Here is a 14,307-nt window from a genome sequence, read left to right on the forward strand (position 1 = left end):
GGCCGTTCCCGATGGGAAGCGACCAGGGCGCGTGTCGTGCGTGCCGGTTCGCGGCGCGCTTACTTGCCGGTCTTGACCTTGGTCCAGACGCGGGTGCGGGCGCGGTCGGTGGTCTGCTTGATCGACTTCAGGGCGAACAGCTTGAGGCTGCTGTTCTCCGGCAGGAAGACGGCGGGGTTGGTCTTCACCGCTTCGTCAACCGAGGCCAGCGAGGCCGGAACGGCGTTGGCGTAGCTGACCGTGTTGGAGATCGCGGCGGTGTTCGCCGGGTCCAGGATGAAGTTGATGTAGGCGTGCGCGCCCTCCTTGTTCGGCGCGTCCGCCGGGATGGCCAGCGTGTCCCACCACACCTGCACGCCTTCCTTCGGCGTGATGTATTCGACCTTCACGCCGTTCTTGGCTTCCTCGGCGCGGGCCGCACCCTGGATGGCGTCGCCGTTGTAGGCCATGACGACGCAGGCGTCGCCGCCCGCCAGGATGTTGATGTTCTGGCCGGTGACGAACTGCTTGATGTAGGGGCGGACCGCCAGCAGCGTCTTCTCGACCTTGTCCAGATCCTCCTTCTTCTCGGAGTTCGGATCGAGGCCGAGGTAGTTCAGCACCGACGGGATCACGTCGATGGCCGAATCCATCACGGTGATGCCGCAGGCCGCGACCTTCTTCGCCACCTCCGGCTTGAAGATCAGGTCCCAGCTGTCGAGCGGGACGTCGGGGGCGACGGCCTTGATCTTCTCCGGGATGATGGCGATGCCGACCGTTCCGCCCAGATAGGGCACGGCGAACTTGTTGCCGGGGTCCGAGTTCTCGAGGAGCTTGAGAACCTTCGGATCGACGTTCTTCAGGTTCGGGATCTTTGCCTTGTCAAGCGGCGCCACGACCTTCGCCTGGATCATGCGCGACAGGGTCGGCTCGGCGGTGGGGACGATCACGTCGTAGCCCGACTTGCCGACCAGCACCTTCTGCTCCAGCAGTTCCAGGCTGTCGTACAGATCCACCTTGGTGTCGTAGCCGGTGGCCTTCGTGAAGTCCGCCAGCGTCGATTCGCCCAGATAGTCGTTCCAGATGTAGATGTTGACCGGCTTCTTGGCCTGGGCCAGCGCCGGGCCGGCGATGGCGATCGCCGCGACGGCGCCGATGACGCTGAGAGCGAAACGTTTCATGCAGAAAGCCCCCGAATTCTGGATCGTTCGTCAGTTCGTGACTGGTCGACTTTTTTCCATTCGACGTGGGAGGCGGCGTGCGTTGCACGGCGTCCCCGGCGCGAGCGCTATTGCACCCACGGGGCGGTTGGTTGTCAACGGTTTGCGGGGGATTTTCAGGGTTTTGCGGAACGCAAACGCCCCCTTCCGCGGCAGCGGCGGAAGGGGGCGGAAAAATGCTCAAACGTTCAGCAGAAGATTCTCGCGTTCCCAGGAGCTGATCACGCGGTGATAGGCCTCGTATTCCGCCTCCTTCACGCAGGTCACCGCGTCCAGGAACTTCTCGCCCAGCACCTCCTTCAGCGGCTTGCAGGCGTTGAACTTCTGGAGCGCGTCGCCCTGGTGGCGCGGCAGGGTGAAGGCCAGCCGGTAGGCGGACCCCTTCACCGGGTCGGTCGGCTCCAGCCCCTGCGCCATGCCGAGATAGCCGCAGGCCAGCGACGCGGCGATGGCGAGGTACGGATTCGCGTCGGCGCCGGCCACCCGGTTCTCCACCCGGCGCGAATCGGCGGGCGAGACGGGAACCCGCAGGCCGGTGGTGCGGTTGTCGCGGCCCCAATGCACGTTGATCGGCGCGTCGGAGTTCGGCACCAGCCGCCGGTAGGAGTTCACGTTCGGCGCCAGCAGCGGCATCGCGTGGGGCAGATACTTCTGCAGCCCGGCGATGTGGGACATGAACAGCGGCGTGTCCGCCCCGTTGGCGTCGGAGAACAGGTTGCGTCCGGTGTCCGCATCGACCACCGACTGGTGGATGTGCATGGCGCTGCCCGGCTCGTTCTGCATCGGCTTGGCCATGAAGGTCGCGTAGACCTGATGGCGCAGCGCCGCCTCGCGCGCCGTGCGCTTGAACAGGAAGGCCTGGTCGGCCAGCTCCAGCGCGTCGCCGTGGTTGAAGTTGATCTCGATCTGCGCCGCCCCGGCCTCGTGGGTCAGGGTGTCGATGTCGATGTCCTGTGCCTCGCAGAAGTCGTAGACCATCTCGAAGATCGGATCGAACTCGTTCACCGCGTCGATGCCGAAGGCCTGCCGCCCGCTCTCCACGCGCCCGTTGCGCCCGACCGGCGGCACCAGCGGGTAGTCGGGGTCCTTGTTGACCTGGACGAGGAAGAATTCCAGCTCCGGCGCCACCATCGGCTTCCAGCCGCGCTCCTCGTAGAGCGACAGCACCCGCTTCAGGACATGGCGGGGCGAGAAGTTCACCGGGCTGCCGTCGGCGTAGACGCAGTCGGTGATGACCTGGGCGGTCGGCTCCTCGTACCAGGGGACGAAGCGGATCGTCCGTTCGTCCGGGATCATGTAGATGTCGGAATTCTCGTCCGAGGTGACCGAATCGTCCTCCGGATACTCCCCGGTCACGGTCTGGACGAAGATCGCCTCGGGCAGCCGCAGACCGCGGTCGCGCAGGATGCGCAGGAACTTCTCGGCGGGCACGATCTTGCCGCGCGCGATGCCCGACATGTCGGGCACGAGGCATTCCACTTCGGTGATGCGGTTCTTCTTGATGAAGTCTTCCATGAAACCCATGAACGTATGGACCGCACCGGACGGTGGGCAGCCCCTCCCTGCTGTGAATGACCGCCTTACTATGATCCCGCACCCCCTCCTCGCGCCAGAGGGGAACAAAGATCCTGCCCATATGACCGCCGGAATCATTGACGTGGCGGGAGTCCCTCCCCTAACTCGGCGGTCATGCAGACATCATCCCATATCCGCTCGTGGTACGCCGACACCGCGACTCCGCACCCGCAGCACCCGGTGCTGGAGGACTCGCTGTCCTGCGACGTCTGCGTGATCGGCGGCGGCTACACCGGGCTGATGACCGCGCTGGAACTGGCCGAGCAGGGCTACGACGTGGTTCTGCTGGAAGCCAACCGCGTCGGCTGGGGCGCCTCGGGCCGCAACGGCGGGCAGATCATCACCGGCTACAACAAGTCGATGAGCACCATCGAGCGCTGGGTCGGAGCGGAGGATGCCCGGCGCCTGTGGGACCTCGGCGAGGACTCCAAGGCGCTGATCGCCGAACGGGTGGCGAAGCATGCCATTCCCTGCGACCTCACCTGGGGTTTCGCCCACGCGGCGGTGAAGCCGCGCCACATGGACGACGTGGCGGCAATGGAGCGCGAGATGCGCGACCGCTACGGCTACAACAAGGTCCGCACGCTCGACCGCGAGGCCATGCGGGCGGTGGTGGGCAGCGACGCCTATGTCGGTGGGTTGGCCGACGACGGGAGCGGCCATCTGCATCCGCTGAACTACGCGCTGGGCCTTGCCGGAGCCGCCGGGCGGGCCGGCGTTCGGGTTTTCGAGGACAGCCGCGTCACCGCCATCGACACCGGGGACCGGCCCGTCGCCACCACCGCGAAGGGCCGGGTGACGGCGCGTTTCCTCGTTCTGGCCGGGAACGCCTATCTGGGGGCGCTGGCGCCGCGCCTGTCGGCCGTGGTGATGCCCGTCGCCACCTACATGATCGCCACCGAGCCGTTGGGCGAGGCCACCGCAACGTCCCTGCTGCCGACCAATCTGGCGGTCAGCGACATGAACTTCGTGCTCAATTACTTCCGCCGCTCCGCCGACCACCGGCTGCTGTTCGGCGGCGGCGTCAGCTATTCCGGGCTGGATGCGCCCGGGCTGAAGATCGCCATGCGCTCCAAGATGCTGGCGGTTTTCCCGCAGCTCCGCGGCGCGGCGGTCGATCATTTCTGGGGTGGTCATGTCGCCATCACCATGAACCGCATGCCGCATGTCGGACGGCTGACGCCGACCACCTATTTCGCCCACGGCTATTCTGGTCACGGGGTGGCGCTGGCCGGCATGGCCGGACGGGTCATGGCGGAGGCGATCCGCGGCACGGCCGAGCGGTTCGACGTGTTCGCCCGCGTGCCCCACCTGCCCTTCCCCGGCGGGCGGCGATTCCGCACACCCGCCCTTGTCCTTGCGATGCTCTGGTTCCGGCTGCGCGATCTGCTGTAACCTGCCCGTCCCATTCCCGCTTCCGGTCCCCGCCCATGTCCGACGTCACCGATCCCGCAACCGGAAGCACGGAAGGCGCTGCCAGTGCGGCGCCGATGCGCGACACGCATTTCGATTTCGAGCACAAGGTCTTCAGCCTGTCCGGCGCCTTCTTCTGCATCGATCCGTCCTCCAAGCAGCCGGTGCTCCACATTCTGCTGGGGGATCTGAAGGCCGCCCTGCCCTTCAACACTTTGATGGAATCCTTCGACATCAAGGAGGACAGCCGCGACTCCAAGCTGCTGGACGTGGTGGAAAAGGGCCTGGCCTATGTGAAACAGATCCGGCCCGGCGAGCAGATTCCTGGAGAGTTGCTGGACGGCCGCGCCTCCTGGTCGGTGGAGGAAAAGCACCGGAACATCGCACGGGGGCGTCTGACGGTGCAGCTCGTCTCCTCGATCTCCGGAAGCGAGATGATCGTCGTGAAGGCCGACGAGTTGGAGCAGATCGTCGAGGACCCGCAGACCAAGCAGCGCGTCAAGGCCGCCTTCAAGGACATCGCGGCGAAGCTCGATCTGAAGGACAATTACGAGCAGTACCTGACCGACCGCATCGAGGACCTGACCCAGGAACTGTCCTACATCGAGGCGTTGCGCGACCGTTTCAACGCCATCCGCGCCATCAGCGGCAAGCTGACCCGGCTGACCCAGATCTACCGGACCGACCGCACCCTGTGCAACGAGGTCGCGCGCATGCAGGGGCTGCTGGGCAAGCCGTTGAAGGACTATGATGCCGTCTTCGAGCAGGCGGACGCCCAGACCGGCGAGATCTTCGGCGCGTTGAAGTCCTTCGACACCACCGTGACCTTCATCCGCAAGATTCGCGACGACCTGCGCGCCAAGCTTCTGGAATGGGAAGACATCCTCCAGGCCTGGGACACCACCCCGATGGAGAAGTCCACCGTCGTCGAGCAATTGCAGAAGCAGACCTACCGCTTCCTTGCCAACCGCTTCATCGAAACCAAGGTCTGGATTCGTAAGTAGCCGAATTCCTCGTCATCCCCCGCCATTGCCGTGGCCAGACATTCGGATGACTGCGATGATCGGAGTTGGCTTGTCACCGCAAGGGGCTTGGCGAAACATCCCTTCACCCGCGCTTCTAGGATGGCTGCCTCGGAGGGCGTCGCCATGAGAAGAATCAGACTGTCCTTATGGGGAATTTTAGCGGTCTTGACGGTTTTATGGATTGCTGGCGAACCGCGAGTGTTTCTGACGAACAGCTTTTTCGGTCTTCGCGCTGCGTTGGTCCAGTACAGCGGAATCATCGCCATCGGTTGCATGGGCATGGCGATGGTCCTGGCGCTGCGGCCGCGCTGGCCGGAGGGGTGGTTCGGCGGTCTCGACAAGATGTACCGCCTGCACAAATGGCTGGGCATCGCCGGCCTCGTCGCGGCGGTCGTCCATTGGCTGTGGGCCCAGGGGCCGAAATGGGCGGTGGGCTGGGGGTGGCTGACCCGGCCGCAGCGGGGACCGCGGGCGATTCCCGACAGTTCCCTCGAACAGTCGCTCCGCAGCCTGCGCGGCACCGCCGAGTGGCTCGGCGAATGGGCCTTCTACGCGGCCGTGCTGCTGATCGCGCTGGCGCTGTTCAAGCGCCTCCCCTACCGGCTGTTCTTCAAGACGCACCGCCTGCTGGCGATCGTCTATCTCGTGTTGGTTTTCCACGCCGTCGTACTGACCGACTTCGCCTACTGGAGCGCGCCCATCGGCTGGGTGATGGCGCCACTGCTCGCCGCCAGCGCCTGGGCCGCCGTCGTGGTGCTGCTCGGCCGGGTCGCCGCCGACCGGCGGATTCCCGGCACGATCAGCGCCCTCCATTACTTTCCGGGTGTGCGCACGCTGGAGGTCGCCATCGACGTTCCGCAGGGCTGGCCGGGCCACAAGGCGGGCCAGTTCGCCTACGCCACCTCGGACAACGCGGAGGGCGCCCATCCCTACACCATCGCCTCGGCCTGGGACGACGCCCACCGGCGGATCACCTTCGTGGTCAAGGAACTGGGCGACCACACCCGGCGTCTGCGGGAACGGCTGAGGGTCGGCCTGGCGGTGACGGTGGAAGGGCCTTACGGCTGCTTCACCTTCGACGACTCCTGCCCGCACCAGATCTGGGTGGGCGGCGGCATCGGAGTCACCCCCTTCATCGCCCGTATGAAGTTCCTGGCGGCGAACCCTGAACGACCACCGCAAACCGTCGATTTCTTCCACACCACCAACGAATACGACGAGGAAGCGATCGCGAAGCTCACCGCCGACGCGGCGGCGGCGGGGGTTCGCCTCCATGTCCTGATCGACAGCCGCGACGGCCGCCTGGATGGCGAACGCATCCGTGCCCTGGTGCCGGAATGGCGTGAGGCGAGCGTCTGGTTCTGCGGCCCGACGGGCTTCGGCCGGGCGCTGCGGCACGACTTCGCGGCCCATGGCCTGCCGGTGGACCAACGCTTCCACCAGGAACTCTTCGCGATGCGCTGACCCCGAGGAAGCCCTACGCTTCCGGCTCGCGCAGCAGAGCCCCCTGGCGCAGCAGTTCGCGCTGGATGGCGCCGACCGGGATGTCGCGGGTGCGCTCGCCGCGCCGCGCCGCCATCGACGCGCAGACCCCGGCGGCCTGCCCCGTCGCCATGCAGGTGGGCGTCACCCGGTAGGAGGAGTGGGCCTCGTGGCTGCCGGAGATGCAGCGGCCGGCCACCAGCAGTTTCTCCGTCCCCTTGGGCAGCAGGGCGCGCATCGGCACCTCGTACCATTCGCCGGAGGGAACGCGCTTCAGCACCGTGCCGCGGCCCGTCGGGCTGTGGATGTCCACCGGGTAGGTGCCGCGTGCGATGGCGTCCTTGAACTTCGCCGCGCCCAGCACGTCGTCCGCGGTCATGGCGTAGTCGCCGACGATGCGCCGCGTCTCGCGGATGCCGATTCCGGTGCCGGTCTGGCAGGTGTAGGAGTCGGCGAATCCGGGGGCGTATTTGCGCAGGAAATTGGCGATCTGCGCGGCCTGCCGATGGCTCTCCCACTCAGCGCGGGTCAGGTCGAAGACGTTGGTGCCCAGCGCGCCGGTGACCCGTGTGCAGTTAAGGGCGATCTCTCCGGGGTGGGTGGTGGCGAAGAACAGGATGTCCTCGCGCGCCAGATCGAGGTCGCCGTTGGCGGTGGCCTTCGACACCAGGTCCCAGAGCCCGTGCACGCCGCGCCATTGCGTCGGATGCTCCCGCACATAGCCGTTGAAGGCGTCATGGTCGAAGCCGACCATACGGAACATCAGAGTCATGGGCTGGGTCAGCCCGTCCTCCTCCCGCCCGACCTCGTAATCGCAGCCGGCCAGCGCCGCGATGTCGCCGTCGCCGGTGCAATCCACGATCACGTCGGCCTCGATGACCACCGGGCCGGACTTCGTCTCGAAGACCACCGCGTCGGGTTTTCCGGGTTCGCCGAGGACGGTGGAGGCGAAGGCGTGCAGCAGCACCTTCACGCCGGCCTCGTCGAGGATCTGCTGGGCGGTGACCTTCAGCACCTCCGGGTCGAAGGGAACGGTGAAGCCGGTGTCCGGCGAGGGCGGGATGGCCCCCTGGTTGGTGTAGAGCCGCCCCAGGAAGACGGCCAGCGCCCCGCCCACCACCGGCTCGCCGGGGCCGTGGTCCTGCGGCATCAGGCGCGTGTTGTCGACGACCGCCACCGAGCCGCGCTGGGTGTAGAAGCTCATCCAGGGCATGACGAGCGCCGCCGTGGCGTTGCCGCCGAGAAAGCCGTAGCGCTCCACCAGGATGGTGTCGGCTCCCGACTGGGCGGCGCCGATGGCCGCCCCCATGCCGGCCGGGCCGCCGCCGACGACGAGGACGTGGCAGCGCGCTACCTTCATGGCGCGGCGCGGCGGCAGGGTGACGGATTCAGGATTCGGGGGACAGGGCAGAACGGGCAAGACTGGCTCCTTTCGTCATTCCGCAGGCTCGGCCGCGTGCTCGGCGCACGGCGCCACCGTCCGCAGGGCCAGCGGCGCCGTCTCGCGGGCGCGCTCCATCAGCACGGGAATCCGGTCGCGCAGCAGTCCCTTCTGCTCCGCGCGGTGATCCCACAGGCGGTCGAGGTCGGCGAGGAAGGTTCCGGCGGTGGTGTGGGACACGGTTGCCCGCGGCTCCAGCCCCACCGAGGACAGGAAATCCGACACCTTGGAGGCGTAGGGCAGCGCGATCAGCGGCGTGCCGGTGATGGCCGCGAAGATCAGGAAATGCAGCCGCATCCCCACGGCCATCTCGAAGTGATCCATCAGTCCGATGATCTGGCGCGGCGTGTAGCGGTACTGCAGCAGGTGGGCGCGCTCCGACACGGCCATGCGGCCCATGACGCGGTGCGCCTCGCGCACGTCGGCGCGCTCCATCGGCACGAACACCACGTCGGCGCCGAAGCGCTGCACGATGTAGTCCGCCGCCTCGGCCAGAAGCTGGTGATAGGCCGCGTCGCTGAGTTCCGGCGCCGCGGCGCCCTGTTCGCGCACCGACAGGCCGACCAGGGGGCGGCCGCGCGGGATGCCGGCCTCGGCCAGCATCTCCTCGGTGAAGGGCTCCGGCGTCAGCAGCAGCGCTGGATCGGCGGTGACCGTCACCGGGACCTGCACGCCGATCTCCTCGATCAGCCGCTTGGCGCTCGGTTCACGGACGGTGATGCCGGTCATGCGGTCGAGCCCCTCGCGCACCGCGTCGCGCTCCACGCGGTCCTTCAGCGGACCGACGCCGATGGCGAAGGTGTAGGTGGGTACTCCCAGATTCTGCGCGATGGTGACCTCGCGCAGATAGGTCTGCGCCTCGCTGTCGTAGAGGATGCCGCCGCCACCCAGAAGCAGAAGGTCGAGCCGCTCCACCTCCGGGGTGATCTCGTCGCGCATGGCTTCCCGCGGGTTCAGGACGCGCTCGACCGCGTGGTTCTCGCGGGTGTGGGCGGCGTTGCGGGAGAAGACCACCACCTCCACACCGGGCACCGTGGCGCGCAACTGCTCGATGGCCGATGTGAGGATCGCCTCGTCCCCCAGATTCAGACCGCCGTATGAACCTGAAATGCCTATGACCGTCATCCGAATCCCCCTGCCGCACAGAAGCCGTGCGCCTATGTCTTCGGGTGCAACCCGACCGGCTGGCGAAGGTTCCGTGCGACCGGTACTCTGCGGTCGCGCTCATCCGGAGTTGGACGGACTGGACGTTGGACGCGCTGGACAGGACCGACGATGCAAAGACCCAAGCTGTTTCTCGATCTCGACGGCGTTCTGGCCGATTTCGACCGTGGGGTGAAGGCGGTCACCGGCAAACGCCCGGAGGAGATCCCGATGAAGGTCATGTGGCGGGAACTGTCCCGCCATCCCGACTTCTTCGGAACGCTGGAGTTCATGCACGACGCGCAGGATCTTTGGCGATTCTGCGAACCTTACGCGCCGACCATCCTCACCGGCTTGCCGCTCGGCTCCTGGGCGCCGGAACAGAAACGGCGCTGGGTCGCGCATATGCTGGGTCGCCATGTGCGAGTCATCACCTGCATGGCCCGCGACAAGCATCGCCATGGCGGGCCGGGCACGGTCCTGGTGGACGACCGCGAGAAGGCCCGCGATCCCTGGACCCAGGCGGGCGGCGACTTCATCCTCCACACCAGCGCGAAGGAGAGCATCGCCGCCCTGAAGCGCCTGGGCTTCACCGGCTGACCGGCATCACTCCGCCGGCAGCCGCTTGCCCTCGCTGCGCGTCTTGAGAAGTGAAACCACCACGCCGCCCGCGATCAACGTCAGCGTCACGCCCAGCGAGATCAGCGGGTCCGGTTTGCCGAAGATCTGCGTGTAGAAGATCTTGCCGCCGATGAAGACCAGCACCAGCGCCAGCGCGTATTTCAGGTAACGGAAGCGGTGGACCATCGCCGCCAGCGCGAAGTAGAGCGCACGCAGTCCGAGGATGGCGAAGATGTTGCTGGTGTAGATGATGTAGGGATCGGTGGTGATGGCGAAGATGGCCGGCACGCTGTCCACCGCGAAGATCAGGTCGGCGAACTCGACCATCATCAGCGCCAGGAACAGCGGTGTTGCGAGGAGCGCGGTCCGACCATCCGGACCCGTCTCCCGCACAAAGAAGTTCTGGCCGCGGAAACCGTCGGTGATCCGCATATGACGGTTCAGGAAGCGCAGCGCCAGATTGTTGGCGAGGTCCGGCTCCTTGTCCACGGCGAACAGCATCTTCACACCGGTGATCAGCAGGAAGGCGCCGAAGACATAAAGCACCCAGTGGAATTCGCTGACCAGCGCGGCGCCGGCGGCGATCATCAGGCCGCGCATCACGATCACGCCCAGGATTCCCCAGAACAGCACGCGGTGCTGGTAGGTCCGCGGGACCGCGAAGTAGGTGAAAATCAACGATATGACGAAGACGTTGTCGAGCGACAGGCTCTTTTCGATGAAGAAGCCGGTGTAGTACTGGGCCGCCGCCGCGTCGCCCATCGACCACCAGACCCAGCCGCCGAACAGAAGGGCGACGGTGATGTAGAAGGCGGAAAGGCGAAGGCTTTCCCTCACGCCGATCTCGCGGTCACGGCGGTTGAGGATGCCGAGGTCGAAGGCCAGCAAGGCCAGAACGATGCCGATGAAGGTCAGCCAGACCCACACCGGTTTTCCCATGAAATCGAGAAAGACGGGAGCGACAAGGGAATCCATAAACAGCCCCACTTGATTGCGCTGCGTCTGCAGTGAATTCAAGCGGGATCCGACATCACGGCTGACGCCTCAGCCGTCAGAGGGGCCCGGACCCGAACGCCACGCAAGTGGTGTTGCTGTTTTTCCGTTCAAGGCCTGCTCAGCGCCTGCGTTCGGCGAGTCGATCAACTATCGACGGAAAACATCCTCCGTTTTCCGCTGGCTCAGCACCGTTGTGCCACGGTGAGCGGTCGCTTTGATGCATCCGGGCCACAGGGGATGCAAGAACTCGTCATTGGCAAAACACTTATGGTTGCCTTTCCGGCCATCGCTCTTGTGCCAATGGATTCAATCTGCCAAGAACACGGAAAAATCCACACGCGCAAAAGCACCAGGAGTTTCGCATGAACCAGGCCGAGCTCATCGAGACCGTCGCAACCAACGCCGGCATCCGCAAATCCGATGCGGCGAAGGTCGTCCAGTCGGTGTTCGAAGGCATCTCCTCGGCTCTCGGTCGTGGCGAGGATGTGCGTCTTGCCGGGTTCGGCATTTTCGAAGTCGCCGAACGCGCCGCCCGCGAGGGGCGTAACCCGCGCACCGGCGAGGCGGTGCAGATCGCCGCGTCCAAGGCGCCGCGGTTCAAGCCGGCCAAGCAATTGCGCGACGTGGTGAACGTCTGATCGACATCGCCCAAATCCACGGCTGATCCACAGGGGAACGGAGCTGAACGCGGCCATGACCATCGAAGCATCGGAACTGCAGGCCCTGACCGCCAAGGTCGTTTCGGCCTATGTCGGCAACAACACGGTGCCGGTCGCCGACCTGCCGGCGCTCATCCTCAACGTGCAGGCGGCCTTCAACGGTCTTGGTGAAGACAAGTCCGCACCGGCCAAGGCCGAATTGGTCCCCGTGGTGCCGATCAAGAAGTCGGTAACCCCGGAATACATCGTCTGCCTGGAGGACGGGAAGAAGTTGAAGATGCTGAAGCGGCATCTGAAGACCGTCTACGACATGTCCCCGGATGATTACCGTGCCAAGTGGGGCCTGCCGGCGGAATATCCGATGGTCGCCCCGAACTACGCCAAGGCCCGGTCGGAGATGGCCACGAAGCTCGGCCTGGGCCGCAAGCGGGTCGTGCAGGATTAACCCTCAGCCCTTCGCGGAGCATTCAAGAACGGGCGCATCCACAGGGTGCGCCCGTTCTTGCGGCCGGCGGCCACGGACTGACTCCGCAGGAGCGATCAAGGCGCTCCAGTTTCCTTCCTGAACTCTGACCCTTGAACAAACCGACGGCCCCTTTGTCCGGTCCCATCAACACCCCTCATCGATGCTCCGCGGGTGACGACGCATCTCCGTTGCCGAGCGGGCGCTGCATCAGGACACTGTCCACCCAGCGCCCGAACTTGAATCCAACCGCCTTCAGCAGGCCCGCCGGCTCGAAGCCAAGGCTGCGATGCAGACCGATGGACGGGGCGTTGCCGCTGTCGCCGATCACCGCAATCATCTGGCGACAACCAGCCATTGCACAGCGGTCGATCACCGCCAAGAGCAAGGCCCGGCCCGCACCGCGCCCCATGCAGTCCGGGGCGAGATAAATCGAATCCTCGACGCTGTAGCGGTATGCGGTGCGCAGCCGGTAAGGGCCTGCATAGGCATACCCTATGACCCTGCCGTCCATCTCCGCAACGACATAGGGCATGCCCCGGGCCAGCACGTCGTCCCGCCGACGGGCAAGCTCTTCCAGGCTGGGTGGAACCTCCTCGAAGCTGGCCGTGCCGGTCAGGACATGGTGGGTGTAGATCGCCTCGATGTGCACCAGATCGCCCGGTCGGCTGTCGCGGATGTTCATGGTGAGATCTCTCGCCTCGCGTCTTCATGGGTTTCTTCCCGGAATAGCACGACTGCTGACCTGCGGAACACAAGCGTCGCCGCTGGTCGCGGTTGCTCCGCGCCTCTCTCACCCCTGAGGAACGTCCTATGCCGGGAGGCAGCCACCATTAGCCTATATGGCCATAGCTTATGAAAAATATACCGAACGCCGACCGAGTGATGACAAAGCGGAGAGAAACGCCTCTGCCTTCTCCTCAAACGAAAGCCGTCATATTTTCGCCAATCTCCCAAAAGTTCTTCCGATCTTTTTGGCATTCATAAGGACCGAATAGTCCGGATATACGCCAAAAAATATTGCTGCACCGCCGTTTCAAGGCTTGATCCAACTTGGTGGTGGCGGCACAGTATCAATGTCTGATTGACGTGTTCCTGGATAATTTCGGCAAATCCCCACAATAAAAATGCCGAAGCGATGGGCGTCTGCGAACGGCCATCGAAAAGGTTCCGCGGCAAGAGACGGTGGAGCGTTGGAGAGAGGAGGCCGGTGTGCTCAAGAAACTCCTGACTGGTGAAAACGCCAGCCTGACCCGCTATGTCGAGGAGTCGAAGCGGTTCCCCATCCTAGCCCCCGACGAAGAGCGCGAGCTGGCCGTCGCTTGGCGCGACCGCGGGAACGGCCATGCGCTGGAGCGTCTGGTGGGCAGCCACCTGCGGCTGGTCATCAAGATCGCCCGCGGTTTCGGCGGCTACGGCCTGCCGCTGGTCGACCTCGTCGCCGAAGGCAACGTGGGTCTGATGCAGGCCGCTCAGAAATTCGATCCGGGACGCGGTTTCCGTTTCGCGACCTACGCCACCTGGTGGATCCGCGCGGCCATACAGGAATACATCCTGCACAGCTGGTCCCTGGTGAAGATGGGCACGACCGCCGCGCAGAAGAAGCTGTTCTTCAACCTGCGCCGCCTGAAGAGCCAGATGCAGGAACTGGAACAGGGCGACCTGTCCCCGTCCACCGTCACCGCCATCGCGACCGAACTGGATGTGCCGGAGCAGGAGGTGATCGAGATGAACCGCCGGCTGTCGTCCAACGACAGCTCGCTCGACGCTGCCATGTCCAGCGACGGCGAAACCAACTGGCTGGAGCTTCTGGCCGACGACCGCCCGACCCAGGAGAGCGTGATCGCCGACGCCGACGAACTGGCGCTGCGCCGCAGGCTGGTTGGACAGGCCCTGGAGCGTCTGGACGACCGTGAACGCCGCATCCTGTTCGAGCGCCGCCTGAAGGAGGACCCGTCCACTCTGGAGTCGTTGAGCCAGCAGTTCTGCGTGTCGCGCGAGCGGGTACGCCAAATCGAGGTGCGAGCCTTCGAGAAGCTGCAAAAGGCGGTCCTCAGCGCCGCCCAGGCGCTGCGCCGCGCACCGGCCCATATGGCCGCCTAATGTAAACGAACAGACAGTCTCACGACGGTTCACGACATACCGGCGGATGCCAAACGGCTCCGCCGGTTTTCTTTTTTACTAACGTCTGATGATTTGTTGTGCCTGCGACAACGCTGCCGGTTTTCACACCCACCGTAACCCTCCATAGTGCCGACCGCAGGTTAGTTACTTTGCATTAAAAACAAGT

The 14,307-nt window shown here is 65.3% G+C and carries 13 protein-coding genes; 7 read left to right on the plus strand and 6 right to left on the minus strand.

Annotation, left to right across the window (positions count from 1 at the left end; genetic code table 11):
* Window positions 1–59: 59 nt before the first annotated feature.
* Both AC1DVI_RS03575 and AC1DVI_RS03580 read right to left on the minus strand, forming a co-directional pair.
* Window positions 60–1,160: an extracellular solute-binding protein gene (locus AC1DVI_RS03575; protein WP_149165881.1), complete on the minus strand. Its 1,101-nt coding sequence runs from the start codon at window positions 1,158–1,160 to the stop codon at window positions 60–62.
* A 219-nt stretch (window positions 1,161–1,379) separates the two neighbouring features.
* Window positions 1,380–2,723, minus strand: coding sequence for a glutamine synthetase family protein (locus AC1DVI_RS03580; protein ID WP_476956781.1), 1,344 nt, complete (start codon window positions 2,721–2,723; stop codon window positions 1,380–1,382).
* A 165-nt stretch (window positions 2,724–2,888) separates the two neighbouring features.
* Here AC1DVI_RS03580 and AC1DVI_RS03585 point away from each other — a divergent pair, with 165 nt between their 5' ends.
* The 3 genes from AC1DVI_RS03585 (at window position 2,889) to AC1DVI_RS03595 (ending at window position 6,676) form a co-directional block, all read left to right on the plus strand.
* Window positions 2,889–4,169 carry an NAD(P)/FAD-dependent oxidoreductase gene (locus AC1DVI_RS03585; RefSeq protein ID WP_476956782.1) on the plus strand — a complete coding sequence of 427 codons (1,281 nt, stop codon included), beginning with the start codon at window positions 2,889–2,891 and terminating at the stop codon, window positions 4,167–4,169.
* 35 nt (window positions 4,170–4,204) lie between these two features.
* Window positions 4,205–5,191 carry a hypothetical protein gene (locus AC1DVI_RS03590; protein ID WP_476956783.1) on the plus strand — a complete coding sequence of 329 codons (987 nt, stop codon included), beginning with the start codon at window positions 4,205–4,207 and terminating at the stop codon, window positions 5,189–5,191.
* A gap of 219 nt (window positions 5,192–5,410) precedes the next feature.
* Window positions 5,411–6,676, plus strand: a complete 1,266-nt coding sequence (locus tag AC1DVI_RS03595) for a ferredoxin reductase family protein (protein WP_476956784.1) — start codon at window positions 5,411–5,413, stop codon at window positions 6,674–6,676.
* A 13-nt stretch (window positions 6,677–6,689) separates the two neighbouring features.
* Here the strand turns inward: AC1DVI_RS03595 and AC1DVI_RS03600 are convergent, their stop codons facing one another.
* Window positions 6,690–8,114 carry an FAD-dependent oxidoreductase gene (locus AC1DVI_RS03600; protein WP_476956785.1) on the minus strand — a complete coding sequence of 475 codons (1,425 nt, stop codon included), beginning with the start codon at window positions 8,112–8,114 and terminating at the stop codon, window positions 6,690–6,692.
* A 15-nt stretch (window positions 8,115–8,129) separates the two neighbouring features.
* Complete coding sequence (locus tag AC1DVI_RS03605; RefSeq protein ID WP_476956786.1) at window positions 8,130–9,260, minus strand: polysaccharide pyruvyl transferase family protein; 1,131 nt, start codon at window positions 9,258–9,260, stop codon at window positions 8,130–8,132.
* Window positions 9,261–9,410: 150 nt separating this feature from the next.
* On the opposite strand from AC1DVI_RS03605, the gene AC1DVI_RS03610 reads away from it, so the two are divergent.
* Entirely contained in the window at window positions 9,411–9,878 is a 468-nt protein-coding gene (locus AC1DVI_RS03610) for an HAD family hydrolase (protein ID WP_149165886.1), read from the plus strand.
* Window positions 9,879–9,884: 6 nt separating this feature from the next.
* On the opposite strand, the gene AC1DVI_RS03615 is transcribed toward AC1DVI_RS03610, so the two are convergent.
* A complete protein-coding gene (locus tag AC1DVI_RS03615; RefSeq protein WP_476956787.1) occupies window positions 9,885–10,874 on the minus strand; it encodes a TerC family protein in 990 nt (329 codons plus the stop codon).
* Window positions 10,875–11,206: 332 nt separating this feature from the next.
* On the opposite strand from AC1DVI_RS03615, the gene AC1DVI_RS03620 reads away from it, so the two are divergent.
* Together AC1DVI_RS03620 and AC1DVI_RS03625 are read left to right on the plus strand one after the other, a co-directional pair.
* Entirely contained in the window at window positions 11,207–11,533 is a 327-nt protein-coding gene (locus AC1DVI_RS03620; RefSeq protein WP_476956801.1) for an HU family DNA-binding protein, read from the plus strand.
* Between the two features lie 55 nt (window positions 11,534–11,588).
* The gene (locus tag AC1DVI_RS03625) at window positions 11,589–11,999 is read left to right on the plus strand and encodes a Ros/MucR family transcriptional regulator (protein ID WP_476956788.1); all 411 of its coding nucleotides are present in this window, start codon (window positions 11,589–11,591) and stop codon (window positions 11,997–11,999) included.
* A gap of 175 nt (window positions 12,000–12,174) precedes the next feature.
* Here AC1DVI_RS03625 and AC1DVI_RS03630 read toward each other — a convergent pair whose 3' ends face one another.
* Window positions 12,175–12,702 carry a GNAT family N-acetyltransferase gene (locus tag AC1DVI_RS03630; RefSeq protein WP_149165889.1) on the minus strand — a complete coding sequence of 176 codons (528 nt, stop codon included), beginning with the start codon at window positions 12,700–12,702 and terminating at the stop codon, window positions 12,175–12,177.
* Between the two features lie 527 nt (window positions 12,703–13,229).
* Here AC1DVI_RS03630 and rpoH point away from each other — a divergent pair.
* Window positions 13,230–14,120: an RNA polymerase sigma factor RpoH gene (rpoH, locus tag AC1DVI_RS03635; RefSeq protein ID WP_035673897.1), complete on the plus strand. Its 891-nt coding sequence runs from the start codon at window positions 13,230–13,232 to the stop codon at window positions 14,118–14,120.
* Window positions 14,121–14,307: the final 187 nt, after the last annotated feature.

Source organism: Azospirillum sp. P4_B5, from assembly GCF_056402275.1.

Excerpts from the sequence above, each read along its gene's own strand:
- AC1DVI_RS03630 (WP_149165889.1), bottom strand. The coding sequence starts at position 12,702 with ATGAACATCCGCGACAGCCGACCGGGCGATCTGGTGCACATCGAGGCG.
- AC1DVI_RS03610 (WP_149165886.1), top strand. The coding sequence starts at position 9,411 with ATGCAAAGACCCAAGCTGTTTCTCGATCTCGACGGCGTTCTGGCCGAT.
- AC1DVI_RS03575 (WP_149165881.1), bottom strand. The coding sequence starts at position 1,160 with ATGAAACGTTTCGCTCTCAGCGTCATCGGCGCCGTCGCGGCGATCGCC.
- AC1DVI_RS03585 (WP_476956782.1), top strand. The coding sequence starts at position 2,889 with ATGCAGACATCATCCCATATCCGCTCGTGGTACGCCGACACCGCGACT.
- AC1DVI_RS03580 (WP_476956781.1), bottom strand. The coding sequence starts at position 2,723 with ATGGGTTTCATGGAAGACTTCATCAAGAAGAACCGCATCACCGAAGTG.
- AC1DVI_RS03605 (WP_476956786.1), bottom strand. The coding sequence starts at position 9,260 with ATGACGGTCATAGGCATTTCAGGTTCATACGGCGGTCTGAATCTGGGG.
- AC1DVI_RS03615 (WP_476956787.1), bottom strand. The coding sequence starts at position 10,874 with ATGGATTCCCTTGTCGCTCCCGTCTTTCTCGATTTCATGGGAAAACCG.
- AC1DVI_RS03590 (WP_476956783.1), top strand. The coding sequence starts at position 4,205 with ATGTCCGACGTCACCGATCCCGCAACCGGAAGCACGGAAGGCGCTGCC.
- AC1DVI_RS03625 (WP_476956788.1), top strand. The coding sequence starts at position 11,589 with ATGACCATCGAAGCATCGGAACTGCAGGCCCTGACCGCCAAGGTCGTT.